This window comes from Cupriavidus agavae (assembly GCF_004217045.1).
GTDB lineage: Bacteria > Pseudomonadota > Gammaproteobacteria > Burkholderiales > Burkholderiaceae > Cupriavidus > Cupriavidus agavae.
Window position 1 is genome coordinate 40,075 of the sequence record NZ_SGXM01000007.1, and the last position, 22,748, is coordinate 62,822.

Here is a 22,748-nt window from a genome sequence, read left to right on the forward strand (position 1 = left end):
AGGCCGAAGAAGATGTATACGATGAAGCCCTGAGGACGAACAGGAGAGCTTCACGATGCTGACAGACGCCCAGTGCAGAGCCGCCAAGCCCAGAGAAGGCATCTACCGCCTCAATGACTACAAGGGGCTATACCTAGAAATCAAACCCAACGGCATCAAGGCTTGGCGCTATCGCTTCAAGCTCAATGACAAGGCCTCGTGGTTCGCGCTTGGCGACTACCCTGGCGTGACGCTCGGTGAGGCCAGAGATAAGTGCGAGGCGGCGCGGAAGCTGGTCAGGGAGGGCATCAATCCCGTCCAGAATCGCCAGATCGAACGCATCAAGCGCGAGCAAGACTCAGCGAATACATTCGAGGCCATTGCCAAAGAGTGGCTGGCCCTGAAGGACTGGGAGGAAGTAACCAAGAAGCGCCGGCTCGACATGCTGGAGCGCGTGGTCTTCCCGTCGATTGGCAAGCTGCCGGTACGTCAGATCACTCCGGCCCATGTCCTCGACATTCTCAACAAGACGGTCAAGCGGGGTGCCCCCACCGTAGCGGCTGAAGCCAAGCGCACCATGTCTGGCGTGTTCGAGCATGCAGTCGCGACGCTACGGGCGGACACTGACCCCGTTTGGCCGGTTCGCAAAGCGCTGCCGCCCAACAAGACGCAACATAAGCGCGCCCTCGGCGCGGAGGAAGTCGGCCAGCTGCTGAACGACTTTGATGGCCATGGCGGCAACTTCCAGACCATCAAGGCCTTCCAGCTGATGTGGCTGACGCTCAGCCGCCCAAATGAATCCGTCCAAGCAGAGTGGGTCGAGTTCGACCTGGACAAGGCGCTGTGGACCATTCCTGCACGTCGGATGAAGGCGCGGCGAGAGCACGTCGTTCCGCTACCGACTCAGGCGGTCGAACTCCTCAAGGCCATGCATCCAATCACGGGTCACACGAAATTCGTTTTCCCGAACCGCGATGACCGCCAGCGGCCCATGGCCGACGCGGCCTTGAGACAGGCCCTCAAGAAGCTCGGTTGGGCAACCAAGTACAGCCCACATGGCACGCGCACCACGGGCAGCACCCGGCTCAATGAACTGGGCTATCGGCCTGACGCCATTGAGGCCCAGCTTGCACATGCGGAGCCGAATAGTGTTCGGCGCACATACAACCATGCCACCTACCTGGACGAGCGGCGAGTCATGATGCAAGACTGGGTGGATAAGCTGGACGGGTGGAAGACTTCGGCTCTCGGTCAAACTGCCTGAACGGTCCTCGTGTTGACCAACGAAGTTAAATGGTCTTCAACTAGGCTTGGGATGCGTCCACCAGAAAGTAGTACGCCTGCTTCCATGTTCTTTGCCATGGCGTACCCGGTCAAATTGGCGCTGGTGATGAAGCACATCTTGCCATCCGCCACGGCAACTTTGGCATGTACTCGACCGTCGGCGAACTCATCTGTTTTGTTCAGCCAGCCGTAGAGCCGCGCAGCCGGAACAAGGTTTCGCATCTTGCCAATCACATCCATGGAAATGCTGCCTCCGTGCTCTTGTGACGATTCGAGCAGCATCGAGATAGACACCCCACGCCCGCTGGCGGCATTCAACGCGGCGACGATGCTGGATACGTCGTAAGCAACAAAGCTGGTGATGAACAAGGTCGAATGAGCAGAATCGATCACCTGCAAAAGAGCCTGTTCAGTGCGCCGCGCTGAAACGAAAGGAGTGGTTGGCCCTGTCCAAACAAGCTCGGCGCATTGCTCACGCGCAGCCTTGGTGACGACATGGCTGGAAACGAGAAGCATAGACGCCAACTCGTCTGCGCCGATCGAGGTACTTCTCCATGCCTCGATAAGGCGTTCGACGGCGGCAGCAGCCACCGGTGTGCCGAGCACGCCGGAAAGTGCTGTTCCAACCTTCTCTGGACCAGTCTGGCGTATCCGCGCAGCGATTGCCTTGACCTTTTCAGGGGAAACCAAGCTCGCAATGACTGCAACGGCATCCAATAGAGCTTCCATTCACGAGCCTTGGAAGAACGCGGCGTCAGCACAATCAAGCGTCGGCACGAGCAATGAGCGGTCCAAGTAGCGGTTCCCTCGCTCACATGAAGTCTCAGCCACCAACGAACAGGCGTGACATGCCGCTCCATGCAAGGAGCGATCCTTGCAGGGATCGTGTTCGGAGCAAAGTGGGTCCGATGAGCAAATCTTCGCCCGATCAAGGGCTTGTCCCAGCAAGCGGCCGAGGTTTTCCGGCTTGCCCAGATCGACGAGACCGCCTAGCGTCCCATCCGAATCGGCTGCCGCCGTGTAGATGAGAATGCCGGCCTGCGAGTCATCCCCATCCGTATCTGCGTAGATGCGCTCACGGATGCTGGCCGCGTTGTACCCACACTCCAGGGCTAGCTCACGGATCAACAAGTGCGACAGGGTGTGCAGCATGGCGTAACGTATTCCCGGATAGCCATCGTCTGGGTTCAGGTGCCGCGCGTTTCGCCATCCACGATGACCACCTCGTAGCCTTTGGTCGAGCCGCTCAACCCCCTTTCGGCCCTCCCAGGTTTTGAGCGCCTGCTCATCGAACTGGATGAAAATTCCTTCGCCATGCACCTGATTGGCAGGCACCCAATCGGGTTTGCTGCGAGCAAGGTCGGCCATCGGGGCACGCTCATCGGGATCGGATGATTCCTCTGGCGCTTCCACCCGTGTGAACCCCAGCAGGGCGTTCACTTCCCGCAAGCGCTCCAACAACAACACCCGAGCGATCAGCTTTTCTAGTCCGCCAGGCACCTCCACCTGCTTACTCAAAAAATGGGGGTAGTCGGTCGGGGGATTGGCCTCGGTCAGCACCGCCCATTCGGGGCCTTTGATGTCCGATTCGGCGACGGCGGCCTGCGACGTGCCCGACCGATGCGCCTCTATCGCCGCCCAGACGGCCTCTGGTTCATGCTTGTCGATCCCTTGCGCTTCTCCACGCTTTTTGAGTGCCTTGATGGTGCCCTTCAATTCCGAGATGTCTTCGACATCTGCGAAGTCGTCCCAGTAGTCGATGACGATCTGATGGAGCGGTGACACGTTCGGCTGTGGAATCGCGAGCGCCGACACGGTGATCGGGAACCAACTGTTCGTCGCGCCGAGCAGCACTGCACGCGCCTCCTCATCACAATCGTGCTCGAACTGGTCGAGATGTGGATGTCGGCCACGGCAGGCCGGCAGATTCTCTTTGCCGATCTTGCCGAACGCATGTGCCATGCTTCGCGAGACGCCGCAGGTATCGCACTTCACCCACAGATTCTCGGTCTGCAAAGACGCTCCGCTTTCGAAGAAGCGCAAGGTGCCCTTGCAGTCGCTGGGACCGCCATGGACGAAGTAGTGCCAAGGGAAGTCATCCAAGTGGCCGTTCCGACAGGCCAGCAGAAAACGTGCCGGTACCGCATCGGCGTCCTTCGCTTTGTCGGCACCCTTGGAGCCCGTGCAACCGGCGTGCACGAAGCGCGTTCGTTCCGGCCGATAGCGGTTTTCTTTCAGCGTGAACAAGCCGCCGTCGTATGGCGCGAGCAGGCCGCACTTCACGCAACGCAGCCAGCGCGGAAAGGGGCGCACTGGCACGCCGATGTTGGCCTCGGCAGACCATACATCCGCCGGTTCCCCCTTCTGGAACGGCGGCATGCGCAAACTTTCCACCTGCTGACCCAACACTTTTCGCACGGCAGATAACAACCGCGCCTCTTGGATGGGCTGGCAGCGATCTTTTTCCCATCGATCGATGCCCAATGTGACCACAGACAAGCTGGGCAAATCGATCAATGCGCCAGGACCATAAGTCCACAGCAGTTGGCTTGGCCGCACCTCACCGACTGGAGTTTTTTCTTGTATCGCCATAGTCAGTCTTCGTCCTTCGTTGCCGGACGAGGCTTCCATTCGTAGTCGTCCGAAATACGCCCCGTGTTCATGATCAACTTCACGCCCGGCTCCACCTCGCGCATCGACATGGGCACGGTCCAGTTATCCCAAGCCTGAATGCCGGGAGACTTGATGAGGGCAACGGTCGTATCTTTGTTTGGACCGCGCTTTTCATAGGCCAGCAGACGGCCGCCTTTGCTAACCTCCTTGGCCCACTCGTCTGCACGTTCCTTCAGCTCTTGTTGTGCGCGTGTCTTCGTGGATGCTTGCTCACTCACGTTCCAGGCGCGGTTTACCAGAATGCCGATAGCGTCCGTGATTTCCGGCCTGTTCGCCTTGTCGAGCCTCTCCGCGCCCTCATTCGGGCTGAACGCCCCATGTTCCAGACGCATCAAGCTCAGAAGTGCGCCAGTCAGCCCGCGATCCATGGCGCGCGGCGAGAACGGCGTTACCGATTGCGCTTCGACGTGCTTGTAGAACGTCGCGTGGTAGTGCTCGAAAGTCTCGTAGTGAGACAGGTCTCGCGGGCGAGCCCAGGTCAGCACCGTACAGACCAAGCCAGGGAATGATCGACCCACGCGACTGGTAGCCTGGATGTACTCTGCGGTGCCCTTGGGTTGCCCATTGACGGTCATCAAGCCCAGGCGGTTCACATCCACCCCGACGGACAGCATGTTGGTAGCCAAGACCACGTCGATGGCCCTGCTATCACCTTCCTGCCAGCGGCAAACGTACTTCCCTGCCGTGTCGTCGAACTGCGCCTTGAACTTCACCTCCAGCTCATCCAAGTACTTCGGAATGTCCTGGTTCGATACCCGTGAGGTCAGTTCCCGGATATTGCTGACACTGCGCTGTGCAAGTGCTGGTCGCTGCACCATGCTCATCTGGACGCGATAAGAACGAGTTTGTACGTCGTCCTCCGCCAAGCGTTTCATGCCCCCAAGTTCACGCAGCGAGTTGAAATAACCAACCGTGGTCATGTACGGATCGGCTGCGGCACCGAAGCGATCGAATAGTGCCTGGGCTGCCGTCAAGAACGCGGTGTACACGCGGATCAGCATTGCGGGACGGCTACTGCCCGGTGAGCACACCCCGACATAGCGTCTGCCTGGTTTGTCGTCGATGGCGCGTTGCACCGAGAAGAAGTTGTCTTCGACATCGAGGCCGGACGGTGGAAAGACCGCCACTCGCCGCATGAACACGTTGTTCACCTGTTGCTGTGCTTTGCGTACCGTCGCAGTCGATGCAATGACTTTGGGCTTGACCACCCGATCATCTAGCCGCCAGCTACAGAGCTCATCTACGGCAGATTCATACAGCCCCACCATGGTGCCAAGCGGGCCGCTGATCAGGTGGAATTCATCCTGGATGATCAAATCGGGCGGACGTATGGGAGAGATGGCTTTGACCTTAGTCGCTGGCCCCGTCTTGCCAGCCGTATGGTTGCCAGTGCAGCTAGCACCGGGCCACAACAAGCCGTGGCGAGGACACTCCTCACTCACGCGCCCGAACAAAGTGCGAACCTGCCCCCGCCACGCCATCATGGCGAACTTATCGACTGTCGCGATCATCATCGTCGGCGGACGGTGGTAAATCTCTTCATCGACGGTGAGAACGGGCAGACCGGGATGCGGCTGCTTGCTCGACTTGCCCTCGGAAAAATCGCAGCGCCCCTTTTTGTCGCCGCAATACACCAACGTCCGCCCGCCATCCTTGTCCTTTTCGACTTTGATGTCGCGGCCGGGGGCGATTTCGGACCCGCACCAAGGGCAGCTCGTCAGTTGAGCCGGCGAGGCAAAGCTCGCCTTGTTTCGATCCGGATTGCGGATGGCCTCAATGGCTTGCGCACTTTCATCGGTCGTGCCGGGAGTGACTTTGTTGCCGACCCATAGCCCGATGGTGAAAGGCTCGGTGCCGAGCGACATGTCGCCCTTGGCAACGGCCTCTCTCCGCAATACTTCCATCGCGCAGATCAGGGCCGTGGCACGTTGGAACTGCTGCAAGGTCAGTAGCCGCAGGGTGTAGCGCATGACCACCGCCAGACCGCGAGAGCCGTCATAGCCACCCAGCTTGCCCTGCATGCGGCGGATTGCCATCGTGAATGCAGCGACGCCGAGATACGCTTCCGTCTTGCCGCCGCCAGTCGGGAACCACAGCAGGTCAGCAAATGCTTCGACGGGCTGCGTTCGATCCGGATGCATCGGGTCGGCGAGCGAGGGTACCGACAGCAACAAGAAGGCAAGCTGGAAAGGACGCCAACTCCGATTTCTCGCCACATCGAAATCGGCCAGTGCCTTGTTCTCTCCACGGCGCATCGCAAGGCTATAGATGCTTCGTACACGCTGGGTTGCCATGGCGCGGTTGGCGAATCGGAACGCAGCAAGCGCCTTGTCGTCTCGACCTAGCGTCTCGATACCGCTTCGCAAGCGCGCCAATATTTCTTCGCAATGATCGAGCGTTTGGCCCGCCTGTGCGTCGTAGCCGACCACCTCGGAGCCGATACGTGCCCGCTGCTCTGCGATCCAGGCAGCGTAATCCGTGGTCAACGTATTCAGCGCCGCGACCAATCCAGCCTTGTCGATCTCGGCCAGGCGTTGCATGTCGAGCAAGCCGCTTTTGACCAGCTCGCGCATGGCCGGCCTGTCGGCTGGATCGAGCCCTGGCGTTTCGGTGACCTGGACCTCATATTGCGGCATGACGACCGTGCGTATTTCGGTTGCTAGCGTCACATCGGCCGCCGATTCGGCATGCACTGCGACGCCATGACCTACCGCGAACTCCACCCGGTTGCGATAGATCATCTCCAGCGCTTCGCGCTCCATGTCCATGCCAGTAGCGTCCAGCACCGGCTTGCGCCGGAAGATGGCCGTATTGCGTGAATCCGGCGCCGCGCGTACCGAAAGCTCGGGCTGGAACAGCCAAGCGGAATCGCGATTGGTCTCTGGATCGTCCTGCGCGTTGACGAGAAAGAGGGTCACCAATCGGTCGCCGTTGGCATTGGGGGCACGAACGTTGCCCTGCACTCGCACTGCTGGCCGATCGCCGTCTGGTGCGCGATGATGAATCGGCCCCTCCGTCAGCGGCACGACCAGCTTGCCACCACACGGAATACGCTGCCAGACCTTGGCTTTCTTGCCATCACGTTTCAGATACTCGTGATCGTCGCGGGACAGCGGCTCATAGCGTCCCCAGCTCGCTTCCACTTCGATTCGATCCACGTCGCCTGCGACGCAAAACGTCATGCCGAAACTGGAAGGGACCAGCGACTGGTTACTCGCGGCGTCGATCTCGTCGGAGGCATCCGTCTCGGGCTCAACCCGCCCCGTAGCACCGCCGAACTCCGCGCCGGGCTCATGCCGACCAGGGACAATGGGTGCATCGGGGACTTCTGGAGTTTCGTCGGCGAGTGGACCTTCCAACCCTTCGATTCCACCCTGTGCCGAGTCACGCGGGGCGAGCTTGCCAACCAGATACCGGTCGCGCACCCCCATGTCCACGATGTGCTCATGTGGTTCCCCTGCCGGCCCCAACAAGTCGTCCGTGACGGCCAGTTGTAGCAGTTCGCGAATGTAGGCGAGTTCGTGTGGATCGCTGTTTGCACCGATCAGCGGCACTCGGCCGATTGGTGTATGGAGCACGCCATCCAAGGTCGCCAGTAAGTCGCTCCATTGAACTCGTCCCACGCTACCTGAAGCCGGGAGCGAGAGTGTGGTCAGGCCCAGTGAAATCGGCTCACGCAACTGCAGCAGCCGGTCGAAATAGAGCGTAGTGGTCGTGAGGTCTGAACGAATCCGCAGTACGCGGCCCACGCGAGTGATACCGCCATTGCCATTCACTACTAGTACCCAGTGATCGGCTGCGACTGCCTGATACAGAGAGCGGTCGCCCGTCAGAGTGAGTTGAAATCGTGCGAACCGGCTGATTGTGGCGAGTCCAGCATCGACCGTGATCCAGGCTTCGGAAGTATTCTGCATGCTCATCGTCATTTAGATTCCACTGACTATCTTTTCGAGCTTGTCGAACTTCTTGCTCCGTTCGAGATACTCGGAATAGGACGCCTGAGCGCCATGAATCAGCGTGTCGTAGTGGACGATGCGGCTTCCTGGCGACACGCTCGCCATTGCGTATTTCACTCTGTCCGGGTTGGTCATCTCGTCCTCCACTGGCTTACCAAGGACGAACACAACTTCGATATTCGGCGACGACTCGTTCTGCGCGGCGAGGATCTTCTTGAGCTTGTCAACGTACAGACGGCCTTGCTGCTCCAGCTCGTGCAGCGCCATTCGCCTTCCTGCCTTTTTGAGTTCAACGACGATGTGCTTTCCGGCGGTCGTCCGGTACTTGATATCAACCCGCCCGAGCTTTTCCTTCTCAGTAAGGTCGTCAACGATGATGCCTTCCTCCGTAAGCCGCTTCTCCATGAGCTCGCTGCCCGATGCACGCTCCCACGACGGGTCCAGCAGCCAAAGGTGATCGAACAGATACTGCTGCAATACCTTTTCCTTGGCGTCCTCATCTACAAGTCCCGTGAATTTGTCGATCGCCTCAAGTCTGGATTTCACGATGTCCCGATAGAGGGAAGCCTCCAATGCATCCCGATCGGCCAGGAGTTTCAGCAGCTTGTCGAGGCTGTCGATACTGGCCGCAAGCTCCTCCGTGGAACCTCGGAGTTTCATTCGTTCAAAAGCCAGCACCCCATGCCGATACAAGAGCTTGCGATCCTCCTCTTCATCGACAGGAAGGGCGCTGAGCTTGGCGATGAGCGTTTCTGCACTCTTCCGATACCCCGCTCCAAGCGAGTCCAGCCAATCTTTCAATGCAGGAGAAGTTGCTTTGGCTTGCTCGACCTCATGCTTTCGCCGCCACTCGTTCCACTTCTTTTCGATTTGATTCAAGCTGGAACGGAGGAAAGCAATCAATTGGACGTAACGCTCGTCGTCCTCCTGTACTCGTTGACGATCGCTCGTCGCGATGTCCGGTTGATCGTCGGCATCCAAAAAGTCAGCCTCAATCTGGCCCGTCAAATATTTGGTGTACAGGCGTCCATCATTGAGCCGATCGAGAACGTTCTCATGGAACAACCGCCCTCTGGCGAACACGACGATGCCATTGAGATTGCCGGCTTCGTCATCGTCGAGGTCTTTGGGCTTGCGAGCAGTGCCGAGCCATCCGCTAACGCGCCACGTCGAATCCCAAGCCTCGAACCGCGCGGGGAGCGATTCACGTTCGAGCACATGAGAGATCGTCGAAGCCTCTGGTTCATTCCCCTCGAAGGTCCAAAGAAATTGCACTTTCGGTAGATCACCGCGATCGGCTGCCGTGATGGGTACACCATCGATCTCGATCTTGAAGCCACTAGCCTCGCCGATAATCGAAAATCGACGAGCAAGGCGTTTGCGCAAGGCGACCATACCTTTTCCAAGTCGCTGCCTCTTGATGTCGCTGAGGACGATCTTGGTCCCACGAGTGACCACTACGGCACTGCCAGCGAGCGGTTCTGGGTGATAGGACTCTTTTCTCGAAACAGCGCGATGAATGCCGTCGACACTCATTCGGAAGCCATGTGCCTGCCCGTCTTTGGACGACTGAACTTCGATAACGTTGGCGATAGAGAATAGGGACAGCTTCCCCAAGCCTTTACGCCCCATGACCGCGCGGCCTTTAGCAGTTTTCCGGCCATGCTCCGTATCCTCATCCCGGCGGCGGTAACCTACACGAAGGTACTTCGCATTCAAATCTTCGACCGACATACCAATGCCGTCGTCTTCGATTTCTATTCGATCATTACTAGCGCTGACCTTGATACTGACGGTCTCGGCATCCGCGTCCCAAGCATTGGCGACGGCTTCCGTCAAAACGGCTGCGATATTGCTGTAAAGGTTGATGCCCAAATGGTCGAGTACATTCAGATCGACCGTCATCTCGAACGTCGGTGCGGCGCTGCCTTGGCTCATTCCGAAGCCTCCCCGGTTTGTGTCTTTTGTGATTTTGCGCTGTAACGCGCCCCTCGCCGTTCCCCTTGACGGTCGGCCTTGCCGCTGGCGATCAAGTCGGCAATCGCAGTGTTCCATTGCCCGTCCGTGATGCCGGTAGCTGCGAGGATGTCTGCCTTGGCGTGCCAGCCGACGTGTGTGCTCAGGAAACTGAGGATTGATGTGGCTGGCATCGCGCCATTGATGGTGGTCGTGGCACCCTCGAAGTCAAATGAGGGTTGAGTCGCAGCGACATCGATAGCGCGATTGGTACGCGGAACACGGGTTGAAACACGCGGATTGGAGCCTGCATGCTCCCGTCTGACAATTTCTTCCTCGTAACGTTGACGATTCAACTCCGACAGTCGCCGCAGCACTTCTGCGCGCGCAGGCTCAGAGATCGTGAAACGAACTCGATCGTTCTCCGGGAGATATGGCACTTCGTGGTACCCATGCCCAAGTGAAATGTCACCCCACCCATATGCCTTGGCAACGGCGCGATCCACCTCCACGTGGAGGCTGCGCAATTCTTCGACATTTCCAGACGCCTCGTGATAGAGGTTATACAATTTGGTTAGCCCACCAGAAATCTCAGTGCAAAGCCTCTTTCTTGTCAGGTGCAAGCGCTCTCCAAGTTCTAGCAATATCTTTCGATTCTCCGCGTCAATTATTGGGCAAGGGAATGTTTCAAACAGATCAGTTTGGGCGTATCTCAGCCCTACGACACCAACGCCCCTGGTTGACCGGTACTGCCATGCCCATGCATGGTGTATCGCCGAATCAAGTAGGGTCTGCCAGCCAACATCGGGCACCGCAAACACGACAATCTGATCAGAGGCGACGAAATCGTTCGGAAGCTGGCTGAATGTTAGAAATTTTGAAAGTCGCGCAGTGCCTAGAGCAATTGAACGTCCCTGCTGAGTCGACCAGTCCTCTGGATGGCGCTCGAAGTTTTGCCCGCGACCTATGGCGTGATAAAGCGCTGGGCGCTTATCGGCGTATTGCCACCAACGTTCAGGAAGTGGCTTGCGCAACACGTATTCACCCCGATCATTGCGACGTTGCCTTTCAGGCTGGACGCGTTCACTTATCCACTTCCAGGGCAGTTCGTATTGACGCGCTCGTTCCTCTGACCAGTCCCAGAAGTTAATTACCCAGCGACTCGGGCGTTGTTCTGAATTTGAATTGAGGTCATCACCGTTAATATAAGGGAAGATTACCTCCACATTCTTTGGATCGGCATCTAGCATCCGACGTGCTTCCTCCTGAGAAAGCACGAACCCCATACCGAGCACAATCGAACCCTGATAGGCGATACTCTCGTTGGCTTTTAGCAGTTTGGGGCTCCACTCCTCCCGATTAGAAAGAAACGCCGATATATAGGGAGCCGGTCGCCCCAGTAGCGAGCGTTCGCCACGCCACTCACCCTTGTAGACATGAACTCGACTGGTGACAACCGCAGCTTTGCCAGGCCAGGGTTCATTCGGATAGGCGGCATAGATGACGGCGCCCGCGCCGACCATCGCCTCCAATCCGACCTGCCGCGTGTCACCTTCCGCAATGGTATTGACGGCGAGTAGCCCGAAACTACAGCCATCGTGCAACAGGGTCCATGCGCGCAGGAAAAAGTAGGCGACCAGATCCGCAGAGCCACGTCGCCCCTCGGCGATATGCGTGACCAGCCAATCACGGAATGCCGTGCCCGCGACACCGGTGATGCGTTTCCCTCCCAAGAAGGGCGGATTGCCGACGATCGCATCGAAGCCACCGCGCTCAAGCGCGAACACTTCCGGAAACTCCAACGGCCAATGGAATGGCCGGCGCGCAGCCTTGTCGGCGGGCAGATCAGTTGCGAGTGCTGAAGAGGCTCTCCTGCGCAACGAGGCGAACACCTCTTGATCTCCCTCGATAGCCTCCCCAGCCCGAATGGATAGTGATGCCAACTTGTGCCCCAATGCTGGCCCATTGCTAGTGGACGTAAAAACTTCGCCAATGAAAGCGTCGGCAATGGACTCCGGCACTTCGAGCCTACGTCGGGCTTCGGCATCCAGATGCGCCATGGCTTCCACGTCACGAATGTCTCGGATGGGCATCTCGCGTAAGTGGAGCCGAAGTTCGATCGCTTCACGCACGGCCTGCTCGATGTTCTGGCCGAACAGGCGTAGTTGGCCTTGGGCATTGGGCGTCATCGAGAGCTGGGTGATTTGGTCCAGCCGATGGATGCCGAGCAGACTGTCGCCACAGCGCAGGTTGTGATCGAGAAAGCCGAACGGTCGATCTTTCGCGAGCGTCACCAGCCAAATCGAGAGCTTGGCGAGTTCCACTGCCAGCGGGTTCAAGTCCACGCCATACAGGCAACGCTCGGCAACGAGACGGCGAGCGATGATGATGCGCTCCTCGGCATCGCGAGGCAGCAGTTCTTGTGTCGCCCCATTCGGCAGTGCTTCGCCATCGACGCTTACGACTTGACCGGCGTCCTCGGCTCGCGACCAGGCTTCCGCCAGGCGTTCAGCCAGCCAGCGGCAGGCTTGTACCAGGAAGGCGCCCGACCCCATCGCAGGGTCGCAAATTTTGAGGTCGAGCAGTTCGGCCGGCGACTTGAGTCGCCACTCTGCGCGCGGCAGCCCCTCGGCGGGACCGACATAGGCGATCGGCGTCAACGTTTCGGCGACGATGGCCTCGGTCAGCGATTTGGGAGTGTAGTGGGTGCCAGTCTCGCGCCTGTCGGAGCCCGTTGTGACCACGAACGCGCCCTTCGGATAGACCAACGGATAGCCCCAAGGATCGGTGCGCAGCAGATGCCCATAAGGCTTGATGCGACCGAGGAGTTCTGTATCGCCGAGGCAGGCCGTCAACAGCCTTTCGGACAAGGCATCATCGACGGGCTTCGCCAAGTCGTTTCGCACCCTGCTTTCGGAACTACCGGAGCGTTCCCGCAGTAGCGCCACCAGCCGATCTTTTCCGTCGAGCTTGGCCGATTCGAGTTCGGCCAACGTCACCAACGGCTTTTCCGCTTTCAGCGTCGCACCGATGTCCAGAGTGACATTGGCCGTCCGTTTGACCGTGCGTTCGAGCAGGCCCTCGTACACATAGCCGATCTGCTCCACGTCGAGCGCACGGTACGAGAGCGTGCGTCCCTGGAATTGCTGGATGGCCTCCAAGAGCAACAAGACCGTGCGGTTGTCGATGGGGAGTGGTTTGGCTGGATCAGTGCGCCATGTCGTGCCGGCGCTGCGCCCCTCCAGGAACGGGAAGCGATCCGGATCGAACAGAGAGCCGCCGAGCGCTGGCAGGCGCAGGTTTTCATGCTCGATTCCACCGAATACGGCGCGGAAGGTGGCGAGCAGGCGTGACCAAGCATCCTTGCGCTTCTCCAGGATTTCCGGCTCTTCGACCACCAGTTGAGATCGCAGCGTCGAGATGGCGTAATGGGCTTCGTACTTGCCGTCTCCCATCAGGAGAAGTCCGCGCTCCTCTGCCGACAGCAAGAACACAAGCCGCATCATCACCGTCAGTGCGGCTTCATACAGTTCCGGCTCGGAGATGCCGCGCAAAAGTTCGCGGCCACGGTCTTGGTCGGCCTTGTCCAATGCCTGGATCAACACTTCGACCGCGCGGCGGACCTGATCGCCAAGGGCGTCGGTCACCTCGTCCTGGAACCTCAAGGACCGGTCGATGAGCGCCGGCAGCTTTGCGTCATCGTTGCCGAAGAAGCGACCGCATCGCAGCAGATGGACGAAAGCCTGCAAAGTGACGGGCTCTTGTACCCAGAGACGGGCATACCAGCTCGCAAAGCTGGTGACAGCTCCAACAGGCGCATCGACCAGCATCCATCGCTCACCGTTGGTGGCCAGGCCGATGCGGCAGCCCTTGGCCCGGCACAGTGCCACCATGCGCTCGGCGGGCGTGGCGGTCCAACCGTCGAATTTCTGCGCATCGTTCAGATCGACATCAGGTGCATACCGGTGGACGAACATCAGTGGCGCGTCGTCCTTTTGCTCATCGACCACGGCATAGTCCGGGGCGATGCCGACCCCGTGCTCAATCAGCGTGGTGGCGAGATGTGCTGCACACCACTCCATGCGCTTCAGTACGTCTCCCTTGCCGTCTTCATCGAGCTCCAGCGTGCGCGCCAACACCTCATCGATCCACGCCGTATGCAGCGCGTCGATCAGCTCATCGCCGCTTTCGACCGCATCACACCATTCCTCATAGGTTTGTCGCAGCCGCTTGCGCTTGCCGGGATCTAGCTCTTCCAATCCTTGCGGGAAGACTTCCTTTAATACGGGCTCGGCCAGGAATGGGCCGGAAATCTCGATCAGCGAGAGCCAGTCTGAAGTTTGATGTGTCATTCGGCTTCGTTTCCTTCAGTCGGCAAATCGTCCCGCTCCTCGCGCAAGGTCAGGTTCATTCCATCCTGCGAGTTCTCCCATAGGTGACGGCACGTACATTCTTCGGTCTGTCCACGTGGAATTTCCAAGTAAGAGCCACATTCTTGGCACCAAGCGAACGAATACATACATGCACGACATTGACCGGCGAGCCACCAGAACAACAGGCCGTCTTCCGTGATCAGAGCCCCGTCTTGGTCGAGGACGATGCAGTCACGTTGGCAGCAAGGACACATCTCCCACTTGTCCGGTACGATCAAATCGAGAGCTTCTTCGAGAGAGAGAATTCTCAGGTCACAGCCTGCATGACTTGCCTTGATCTCCGCAGGCGAGGTCCAGCCATTCGCCGCCACAATGACTGCCTTGCTAGCACCGACTGCATCAGCCAACGCCAAAACCGACTCGACCTCCCTGACATCGATGGGTTCAGAGTGGAATTTGGCATCGACGACGAGCTTGATGGAATGCCCCTTCGCTTCGAGCTCGATCAGGACATCGATTTGGCGAGCGTGTCCGGTGACTTTGTCCGGGATCATCACGTTCCGGAGCACGTTGCCGAATCCATCCGCCTGCTCGTAGAGCACCGCAACCGCTTCCTGATATTCCTGCCAGTTCATCTACTTCCCCCCTGGGCTGCTGACACAGGAACGATGAAGATGACGGCGACCGGGAAAGTGCGATCGACGAAGCCGGCAAAGCGCTTTTCGATCGCCTCGGTTTCTTGGGTACGTTCTTCCGGAATGCGGGCGAGTCGAGCTTCCAGGGCGGCGGTATCGCGTCGCAATTGAGTACGCTCGTCCTCAGAGAACAGGGAGAGCTGCTCGGGTTCTTCGTCTTTGCGGAGCTCTGCCCGGATCGCCTTTTCCAGTTCATCGAGCACAGTGGCGATGTCTGCGATCTCTTTCTGCTTGCGCGTTTCGAGGGTGTTAGCCAAAAACTTCAGTCGGTCTTTCGAGCGGGCATCGACGGATTGGAGTACGGCCTCACGCGCACGCTCGAACCGGACCCTCAACGCATCGAACAGTCCGGCATCAGCAATGATGGGTTCGCCACCGTCGAGCCATTGCTGAACGCGGGTCACGCTGTCCTCTCGACGGAAAGACTGGTCCCGCAGATAGCCCCCGGAGACGGTTAGTTCTTCGTGCAAGCGATGGTGATTGCCACCGGTAATCACTAGGCGGGAGACGACGACCACGGCAGGGCCATCGACCAGACCGTCTGGTACGGCGCGCACCGTGACGCGATGCAACCTTTTCACGTCGTCCTGTGCCCAAATTTCCGCGCGCAGCAAGCGCAGGCACATCTGTACCAAGCGATGGTTGAGGTGGACCAGAACCACGTCATCGCGTCCGGCAGCGACCTCATGATCGAAGGTGATCGGGCGAGTGCGCTGCGTATGCGGATGACGTAGGCCTTCGGCGCAACGCGCCCAAGAGCCAGACAGAGCAGGCATCTTGAAGACGGTGCCGTTGAGTGCACCTTCGAGCTCGACCACTTCCAGCGGCGGTTTGTCGGCCAAGGCCAGGCCGGCTTTGACGGCCATGTAGATGTGGTCTGGGCTGAGGTGAAAATCCTGCTTCGTGGTCAGAAGGCGGTCGTGCAACTTGGCGACGCGATCCTTGAGCTCCCGTTCGGCGTGGACAAAACGCCGCGCCTTAGCGATCTTGGCTTCTGCGATACGAGTGTCGAGGTCTTTCAGAGAACCTTCGATCAAGCCGGACATCTGCGGAGCGATGACCGGGTTCACGCTGCCCATGTCGGCGCGCATCGAATCCAGCTTGCGCAGGGCCCGCAAGATGTCGTCGCCATGGCCGCCAATCGTTGCAGTGCCCGGCCCGCCGCCATCGACGGGATGCCAAATCAACACCTCTTTCTGCCGCTGCCCGTGGCGATCGATACGGCCGTTGCGCTGCTCCATCACATTGGGGTTGTACGGAATCTCAAGGTGGATGAGGCAGTTGCAATGATTTTGGAGGTCGATACCTTCGGATGCAGCGTCCGTAGCCAGCAGTATGCGAATGGGGGAGTCCTTGGGCGAAGCCTGGAACGCAGCCTTGACCTTCTCGCGTTCGCTTTGATCCATCCCGCCGTGCAAGATGGCCAAGCGTTCCGCACCGAAGCCGTGGCTGGCCAGGATTTCGTGCATCCACTGGTGTGTCGTGCGGTATTCGGTGAAAAGGATGACGCGCCGGTCGTTCCACTGTCCTTCCGGTTTGAGGCTGGACGACAGCCAGTCGAGTATGGTTTTGGCCTTCGAATCGGCTTGGTGCTTGGTTCGCTGCGCCCACTGCTGCAGTTCTGCCAACATCTCTTGCTGCTCTGGCGTCAGCGGTGGAGCTTGGCAGGATGCTTCCTCGACTGCGTCGGACTGCGCTTCCTCGACATCCCGGTCATCGGCGTAGTCTTCTTCGATCCGAAGGATGGCTTTGCGCAGAATGCGCTCGGCCAACGGGTCTTTACCCCTCTTTTGCCTGCCCGCGGACAAGGTCGCAAGGTGCTTCTCCAAAGTGGCGGCGAACGCTGCCGGGGACGAGAACAGACGCTTCTTGAGGAGCTGATCGACGAACGAGACCCCGAATGACGACCCGCTGTCGTGGGCGCTCTGTTCGCGGCTGGCGCAGAAGTCGTTCAACTTGCTGTGCATCGCGCGCTCTTCCGGCGTATAGGCAACTTCGAGCGCCTGCAACTTGCGTGTCGCATATAGCGGTTCGCCCTCGGCATCGACGAGCTCGCTCTTGAGGCGACGGATCATCACCTGCGCGAGTTGCTTCTCGTCCGGCAGGATGTTGCGAGCGAACCGCTGGTCGTCCAATAGTTCCAGCAGCGAGGTAAATGACTCTGTATAGCCGTTGTGCGGTGTGGCGGTCAGGAAAAGCCGGTGCTGGAAGTGAGGCCCGATAGAACGGATGAGCCGCGTGCGCTGACTCTCCAGGGCATAGTGAACGCTCGCGGCCGGCGCAACGTTGTGAGCCTCATCGACCACGAGTAAATCGAACTTTCGCGGGTAACCGAGATGCGGCGGCAGCACGTCGCGCAGGGCGCGCAAGCCTTCTCCGCCTTTGGCCCAGTCCATAGACGTGATCAGTCTTGGATAGGATGTCCACGGGTTGGCATGGATGCCGCGCTCACGCCGTAGCTGCTTGACGTAAGAGGTATCGACCACACGGAAATCAAGGCCGAACTTTTCGAGCATCTCCACACGCCATTTTTCTTGCAATGACGCGGGACATACGATCAGCACGGTTCGCGCCCGATGACGTAGCAACATCTCCTGAATGACGAGCCCGGCTTCGATGGTCTTGCCCAGACCGACATCGTCCGCGATCAGGAGGTTGACGCGGGCCATGTCGATGGCGCGCACCAATGGGTCGAGCTGGAAGTCCTCGATGCTGACACCGCTACGGAATGGGGCTTGCAGAAAGCCCCGATCGGCGTTGGTTGCAGCGCCCCAGCGCACCGCGTCGAGGAACGCTTCCAGCGTCGAGGCTTCGTCTTGCCCGGTGATGCTCGGGAGACCAGCCCGCTCGATGACGGCAGCGCCGGGTTCGATCTCCCAGATCACTTCGAGCGTTTCGCCGAGGCCATCTTCGTCGATGGAAGACAGCGTGACGGCATTTTGTGGAGCCGTAGTCGCCTCCTGAGTGGAGGTGGCTACGTCGGCGACGACCCACTGCCTGCGCCGGACCTCGACCAATTGGCCAGGCTCGGGGCGAGCCGAGTACCGCTGGTTGGTTATTTCATTCGATGCTTCCATGCGATTGATCGGCTCCCTGTTCGGTGTGCGCAGCGCCTCTTGATGAGCGCGCTGCCTTCTTATGCTTTGCGTTGGTGACTTCCTGGGCGACGGTGGCCGCAGCTTCGACCGCAGACTCGTGACGCCAGATTCTCAGCACGGTCCATCCCGCCTCGCGCAGACGCTCGTTGGTGTCCGCATCGCGAGCCCGATTCGCTTCGATCTTCTGCTTCCAGAGCTCCGCGTTCCGTTTGGGCCAAGTGGCATGTATCGGGCAGCCATGCCAAAAACACCCATCGACGAAAACGGCGATCTTGAGGCCGGGGAAGGCAATGTCGGCGACGCGCCGAGGCTTCGACAACACCACGTAATCGACGCGGTAACGCAACCCGAGCCGGAAGAGTTCCCGGCGCAGCGCAATTTCCGCATCCGTGTCCTTTTGGCGCACCCGCGCCATGCGACGGCTGGCGTCTGCCGAGGATGGGGGTATGCGCGTCATTCGATGCGTCCGCCCAAGCCATCATTGCGCTGGCAGCGACTCAAGATGCCGCGAAATGCTCTTCGCGATGGCGCGGCCGAGTTCGACGGGGACGGCGTTGCCGATCAATCGCCCGAGGGTGGTAAAGCTGACTTCGCCTTTCCGGGGAACGAACTTATAGGAGCGAGGAAAGCTCTGGAGGATGGCCGCCTCCCGCAACGAAATGGCACGGTGCTGTTCCGGATGCCCGAATCGGCCATTCCCGAACCCGTAGCACTGCGTTGTCATCGTGGGAGAAGGTTTATCCCATTCCATGCGCCCATACACCCCAGGATAGGTTCGGCCGGTATCTGCCTTGTGGCAATCGGCGACCAAGTCCTCGGGCCAGTCCCGCCATGTGCCACCGGGGCGCGAATAAATAATGCGTCGCAGGTTTTTCTCGGTCAGGGATGCCGACGTGTGCAATTTATCCCGCTCCGCAGACTCGCCGGCCCGAAGGGGTTTCAGTCGGCCGATCGCTTGACGCACCGTCTTTGGCTTCTTCTGCATCGGCGGGATCATCTCGATGTCCCCGTGCCGCGACGCCAGTAGCACCATCCGTCGGCGCATCTGCGGCACCCCATATTGGGAGCTATCCACCACCTTGAACCACACCTTGTATTCGAGGCGTCTCAGCGTATCGACGAAATCGTGAAAGACCTCATGCTTCGCTACAGTCGGCACATTCTCCATGGTAATAATGTCCGGCTTGGTGTCTTCAGCGAGGCGGGCAAAATGGTATAGCAAGCCCCATTTCCCTTCTTTGCCGTCAGTTTCGTAACGCTGTGCATATGTCGAAAATGGCTGACAGGGCGCGCAACCGGCCAAAATTCTTATTTCGGAATCACCGAACAGCTTCGTCAATTCCTCACTAGTTAAATTTTTGACATCACATTCGATGAATTTCCCTGGATTGTTCGCTTCGTAGGGGTAACGGCATGCCGGGTCCAAGTCGATTCCTGCCATGACAGGAAGCCCCTCCAGAACGAACCCATGCGTGAGTCCGCCCGCCCCGCAAAACAAATCTACACAAGAAATTCTCGCCATATCCGTTTCCTCAAGCGATCCTTCGGCACCAGCGTGCGGTGACCGCAAATCTTTAGATCTGCTCATGATTCGTTCGCCTTTATCGATGGCGCGTTATCCGCTGCACCGCCAGCCCGTACCCAGACATCCACATCTTCTTTTTTGAATTTCCAAAAGCGGCCGACTTTGTGCCCCGGCATCCCCTTGGACGTCACCCAGGTGTAAATGGTGTCTTTGGCTATGCCAAGGTAATCGGCGATTTCATCGACAGAGAGCCAGCGGTCGTCCATGTCTGCATCCAAACAGAAATGCGCCGCCAAAGTGGCGGCAACTGAACACAGTCTACGCCACTTTCAGCCAGTTCAATAGGGTTTGAACCTGTTTTGATCGGGTTAGGCCTTGTCAGGATCATTTGAGTTGGGTGCGGGCGGCTCCAATCCCAACCTAGCTTCCAGTGCCAGAACGCGAGCCTCCCGCGCTTCCAGCTCCTTGATCAACAACTGCGCTTCGAGCATCGTCTTGTGCGCGAATGAGCGAAGCTGACGGTCACGCTCACCAGTCCCACGCGTGATCTCTCGCGCACGCTGGAGCAGCGCGGCCTGCGCCGCCAGCCCGAACTTCACCCGCGTCCACTGGGCACGACTCATGCGCTGTCGGCCCGGCCCCAAACGAGCGAGACCAGACGGCCCGGCAACGTGCTCCCAGAATCGGTCCTGAAATGCGCGCATCGCAGTGTTGTAGGCAAGCCGTTGCTCCTTGGGTGTTTGAGCGCCCTTTGCCGCGCGGAAGCCGGGGTGCAAGTCCTTGACGTTGCCACCGTCAGGATTGACGACATAGAAGTGGAGGTGCGGGTGCGCCTCATCGGTGTGCTCGACCACGGACCGGAGGTGCTCACCGAATTCGGTTTGCAGCCACTCCAAGGCGCTTTGCTTCCAGTAGCTGTACTCAATGCCGCCACGTGGATACGACGCTACGCCTGCCAGCAGGACGGACGCGTCCTTTCGCAAACGGCGACCAACTGCATCACGACTGCGCGCATGGATGGCGCCAACTTCGGCTTCCAGCTCAGCCAGGCTGGGGCCATAAAGCAGGATGGGTGGCTTCGGTCTCGGCACATGCAAGCAGGCTTGCGGCTCGCGGCTGGCCTCAGCTATCACGTCGCGCACTGCCCATTTTCGATCTGCTCCCCGCGAGGTTTTCTTCGGTGAGTGCAGCGAATAGACCGATATGTGAACAAACTGGATGCCGCCCGTGATCATGGGGTACCGTCGCTGGAAACATAGTGACCGACTATATTTATCGCCGCTGTCGCAACGATAAATGTCGGCCAGGGGAAAATCCCCTGGACCCCGCCGCGCAATGTGCGAACAGTGTGTTGAAACTGTGTGAACCAATGGGCGAAACTGTGTGAATAACTGGCCGACTTGATGCCAACCATTGCGTGAACAGTGTGGCTACAATATGGGGGCACTGTGGCGAATATTGTGTAATCAGTGTGTGAGTTGCCCACGGCCTCTCCGCTGATTACCGAAAAGCTGGGTGAGCAGACCGTCGTTCGACAGGCTCTTCAACAACTCCGGCGCAATCAAATGGACTGGGGTTGATGGGACCTGCAACAGCCTTTCGATGACAGCATCGATTGGAAGCCGGGCCACATACTCGCGCAGCACGAAGCCGCTGTCCGTATATTCGATCAACGTGGTCTGATCGAGCGCAATGACACAAAGCCGCATGCATCGGTCGCCGCCGAGAGCTGGTTGCGGTATGCATTCAATATTGACCCTGCCCGTCGCCACGGTGCAGGTTTGCATCCATCCCCAGCCAGCCCATTTGTCATCCGCCACGACATCTCGCCAAGCGAATCGGCTTTCCAAGTTTTTGCTGTTCACGCCGCACCTCGTGGCATTGCCGATGTGTGTGACTTCCTTGCCAGTTCATCACGCATCTGCTGGAGCCTTTCTCTGGCTTGAGCCCTGTCCACCGCTGGCCGATCCGTCACGAATGCTTGAGCGGGCTCGGCTGCGGCTTCCACGGCGCGTTGCCGCCTAATGATTTGGCGAAGGTCCCGTCGCAGCTCTGACCCAGCCGACAAGCTGAACTTGCCCTCGCGAGCCCTGCGCAGCAGGGAGGCAAGGAATTGGGGGACAGTCTTCCGGATGCTGTTTTGACGCTTGCATTCGAGGACTTCTGCCAAAACATCCAGGGCTACGGAGGTGGAGAGACCCGTGCATTGATCCCGCGTCTTTTGGGGTTCGAGTGATAGCTTTTGGCACAACCACAACCAGCACTCTTCATCCCCCTCGTCCACGATCAAGGCCGGCGACTCGGCAGTGTCAGGTGGCGTGTCCTCTGGCCCGGTAGTGGTTGTTTTTGATGAATCCAATGTTTCTTTAAACCCAGTGTTTGTAGCCCCTTGATCGCCCTGAACTGGCTGATCCAGAGCTGGCTCTTCCACACGTGGGTTTTCAAGGTGTGGAGCCCAGTCCACAATCGGCTCATCACTGACAATCCATCTGGATTGAATGAACCGCCCCGATGCCGAACGGTCGCGGACGATTCGCATGTAGTTCAGGCTCTCAAGCTGCTGGATGGCTGTTCGCATGGCCGTCTCCCCCTCCTTGCGTGCACTGCACAGACCTTCGAGGCTGATGCGATAGCATGGCGGGAGGGACAGCAAGTGCACGATTACCCCCAGTGCTTTCAGACTGAGATGGTCGTTGCGAATCAGTGAGTTCGGAATCTGGGTGAAATTTCCCGCATGGCGACGCCGAACGATCAGCAACTGAGAGGCGTTCATGGGCGTCTCCACTGACCTTCATGATCAGCGGTCCACCCGTGCGGTAGCAGCTTGCTGGGCAATCCAGGCCTCGATTTCTTCAGCAAGAAATCCGATAGCCGCGTTGCGAGAGTTCCCCAGACGGATCGGGCGCGGAAAGGTTGGGTCTGTTCTCGTTCTGCGCCAGATAGTGACGCGGTTCATTCCCAACTGGGTTTCCAGATCGCTGTACCTGAGGATGCGGTTTTTCATTTGATTGCCCACCATTTCGTGTAATGACAGGCAATTCTTCGTTCTGCGTTGTCGGCGTGTCCAGAGGCTCAGATTTTGGCCATATTCCGCGATTTACATGCAAAGTTCGGATAACCGATGCAATTGTCAAAAACATGCAGCGGCACGTTTTTGACCTTACTGGGAAACGCAAGCACTGCCGCCCCCAATGAAACGGACGGTTCAA

General features: G+C 58.8%; 16 protein-coding genes. 2 read left to right on the forward strand and 14 right to left on the reverse strand.

Translation table 11 applies throughout. The features are described 5' to 3' along the window. The first annotated feature begins 55 nt into the window (after positions 1-55). Positions 56-1,243, forward strand: coding sequence for a tyrosine-type recombinase/integrase (locus EV147_RS20335; protein ID WP_130393042.1), 1,188 nt, complete (start codon positions 56-58; stop codon positions 1,241-1,243). Here EV147_RS20335 and drmC read toward each other — a convergent pair. The 14 genes from drmC to EV147_RS20405 form a co-directional block, all read right to left on the reverse strand. Then, positions 1,231-1,992, reverse strand: coding sequence for a DISARM system phospholipase D-like protein DrmC (gene drmC / locus EV147_RS20340; RefSeq protein ID WP_130393043.1), 762 nt, complete (start codon positions 1,990-1,992; stop codon positions 1,231-1,233). The genes EV147_RS20335 and drmC overlap by 13 nt on opposite strands. Beyond that, positions 1,993-3,894 (reverse strand): DUF1998 domain-containing protein, encoded by a 1,902-nt coding sequence (gene drmB / locus EV147_RS20345; protein ID WP_235844869.1) that lies wholly within the window; start codon positions 3,892-3,894, stop codon positions 1,993-1,995. Further along, the gene (gene drmA, locus EV147_RS20350) at positions 3,858-7,850 is read right to left on the reverse strand and encodes a DISARM system helicase DrmA (protein ID WP_130393165.1); all 3,993 of its coding nucleotides are present in this window, start codon (positions 7,848-7,850) and stop codon (positions 3,858-3,860) included. Before drmA ends, drmB begins: the two co-directional genes overlap by 37 nt. Before the next feature lie 12 nt (positions 7,851-7,862). After that, positions 7,863-9,830 (reverse strand): BbrUII/HgiDII family restriction enzyme, encoded by a 1,968-nt coding sequence (locus EV147_RS20355; RefSeq protein ID WP_235844871.1) that lies wholly within the window; start codon positions 9,828-9,830, stop codon positions 7,863-7,865. After that, positions 9,827-14,200, reverse strand: a complete 4,374-nt coding sequence (locus EV147_RS20360) for an Eco57I restriction-modification methylase domain-containing protein (protein ID WP_130393044.1) — start codon at positions 14,198-14,200, stop codon at positions 9,827-9,829. The genes EV147_RS20355 and EV147_RS20360 overlap by 4 nt, the downstream gene beginning before the upstream one ends. Next, the gene (locus EV147_RS20365; protein ID WP_130393045.1) at positions 14,197-14,856 is read right to left on the reverse strand and encodes a restriction endonuclease; all 660 of its coding nucleotides are present in this window, start codon (positions 14,854-14,856) and stop codon (positions 14,197-14,199) included. The genes EV147_RS20360 and EV147_RS20365 overlap by 4 nt, the downstream gene beginning before the upstream one ends. Then, complete coding sequence (gene drmD, locus EV147_RS20370; RefSeq protein WP_130393046.1) at positions 14,853-17,993, reverse strand: DISARM system SNF2-like helicase DrmD; 3,141 nt, start codon at positions 17,991-17,993, stop codon at positions 14,853-14,855. The genes EV147_RS20365 and drmD overlap by 4 nt, the downstream gene beginning before the upstream one ends. Next, positions 17,977-18,471 carry a very short patch repair endonuclease gene (locus tag EV147_RS20375; RefSeq protein ID WP_130393047.1) on the reverse strand — a complete coding sequence of 165 codons (495 nt, stop codon included), beginning with the start codon at positions 18,469-18,471 and terminating at the stop codon, positions 17,977-17,979. Before EV147_RS20375 ends, drmD begins: the two co-directional genes overlap by 17 nt. 21 nt (positions 18,472-18,492) lie before the next feature. Continuing rightward, on the reverse strand, positions 18,493-19,536 hold the full coding sequence (locus EV147_RS20380) for a DNA cytosine methyltransferase (RefSeq protein WP_130393167.1): 1,044 nt from the start codon (positions 19,534-19,536) through the stop codon (positions 18,493-18,495). 62 nt (positions 19,537-19,598) lie between these two features. After that, entirely contained in the window at positions 19,599-19,805 is a 207-nt protein-coding gene (gene mads1 / locus EV147_RS20385) for a methylation-associated defense system helix-turn-helix domain-containing protein MAD1 (protein ID WP_088859952.1), read from the reverse strand. Between the two features lie 102 nt (positions 19,806-19,907). Further along, positions 19,908-20,774, reverse strand: a complete 867-nt coding sequence (locus EV147_RS20390; protein WP_130393048.1) for a plasmid recombination protein — start codon at positions 20,772-20,774, stop codon at positions 19,908-19,910. 231 nt (positions 20,775-21,005) lie between these two features. Further along, positions 21,006-21,404: a hypothetical protein gene (locus EV147_RS20395; RefSeq protein WP_130393049.1), complete on the reverse strand. Its 399-nt coding sequence runs from the start codon at positions 21,402-21,404 to the stop codon at positions 21,006-21,008. Continuing rightward, a complete protein-coding gene (locus tag EV147_RS20400) occupies positions 21,401-22,312 on the reverse strand; it encodes a hypothetical protein (protein ID WP_130393050.1) in 912 nt (303 codons plus the stop codon). The genes EV147_RS20395 and EV147_RS20400 overlap by 4 nt, the downstream gene beginning before the upstream one ends. Positions 22,313-22,336: 24 nt before the next feature. After that, positions 22,337-22,543: a helix-turn-helix transcriptional regulator gene (locus tag EV147_RS20405; RefSeq protein WP_088861865.1), complete on the reverse strand. Its 207-nt coding sequence runs from the start codon at positions 22,541-22,543 to the stop codon at positions 22,337-22,339. 23 nt (positions 22,544-22,566) lie between these two features. On the opposite strand from EV147_RS20405, the gene EV147_RS26500 reads away from it, so the two are divergent. Continuing rightward, positions 22,567-22,734 (forward strand): THUMP domain-containing protein, encoded by a 168-nt coding sequence (locus EV147_RS26500; protein WP_407923268.1) that lies wholly within the window; start codon positions 22,567-22,569, stop codon positions 22,732-22,734. Positions 22,735-22,748: the final 14 nt, after the last annotated feature.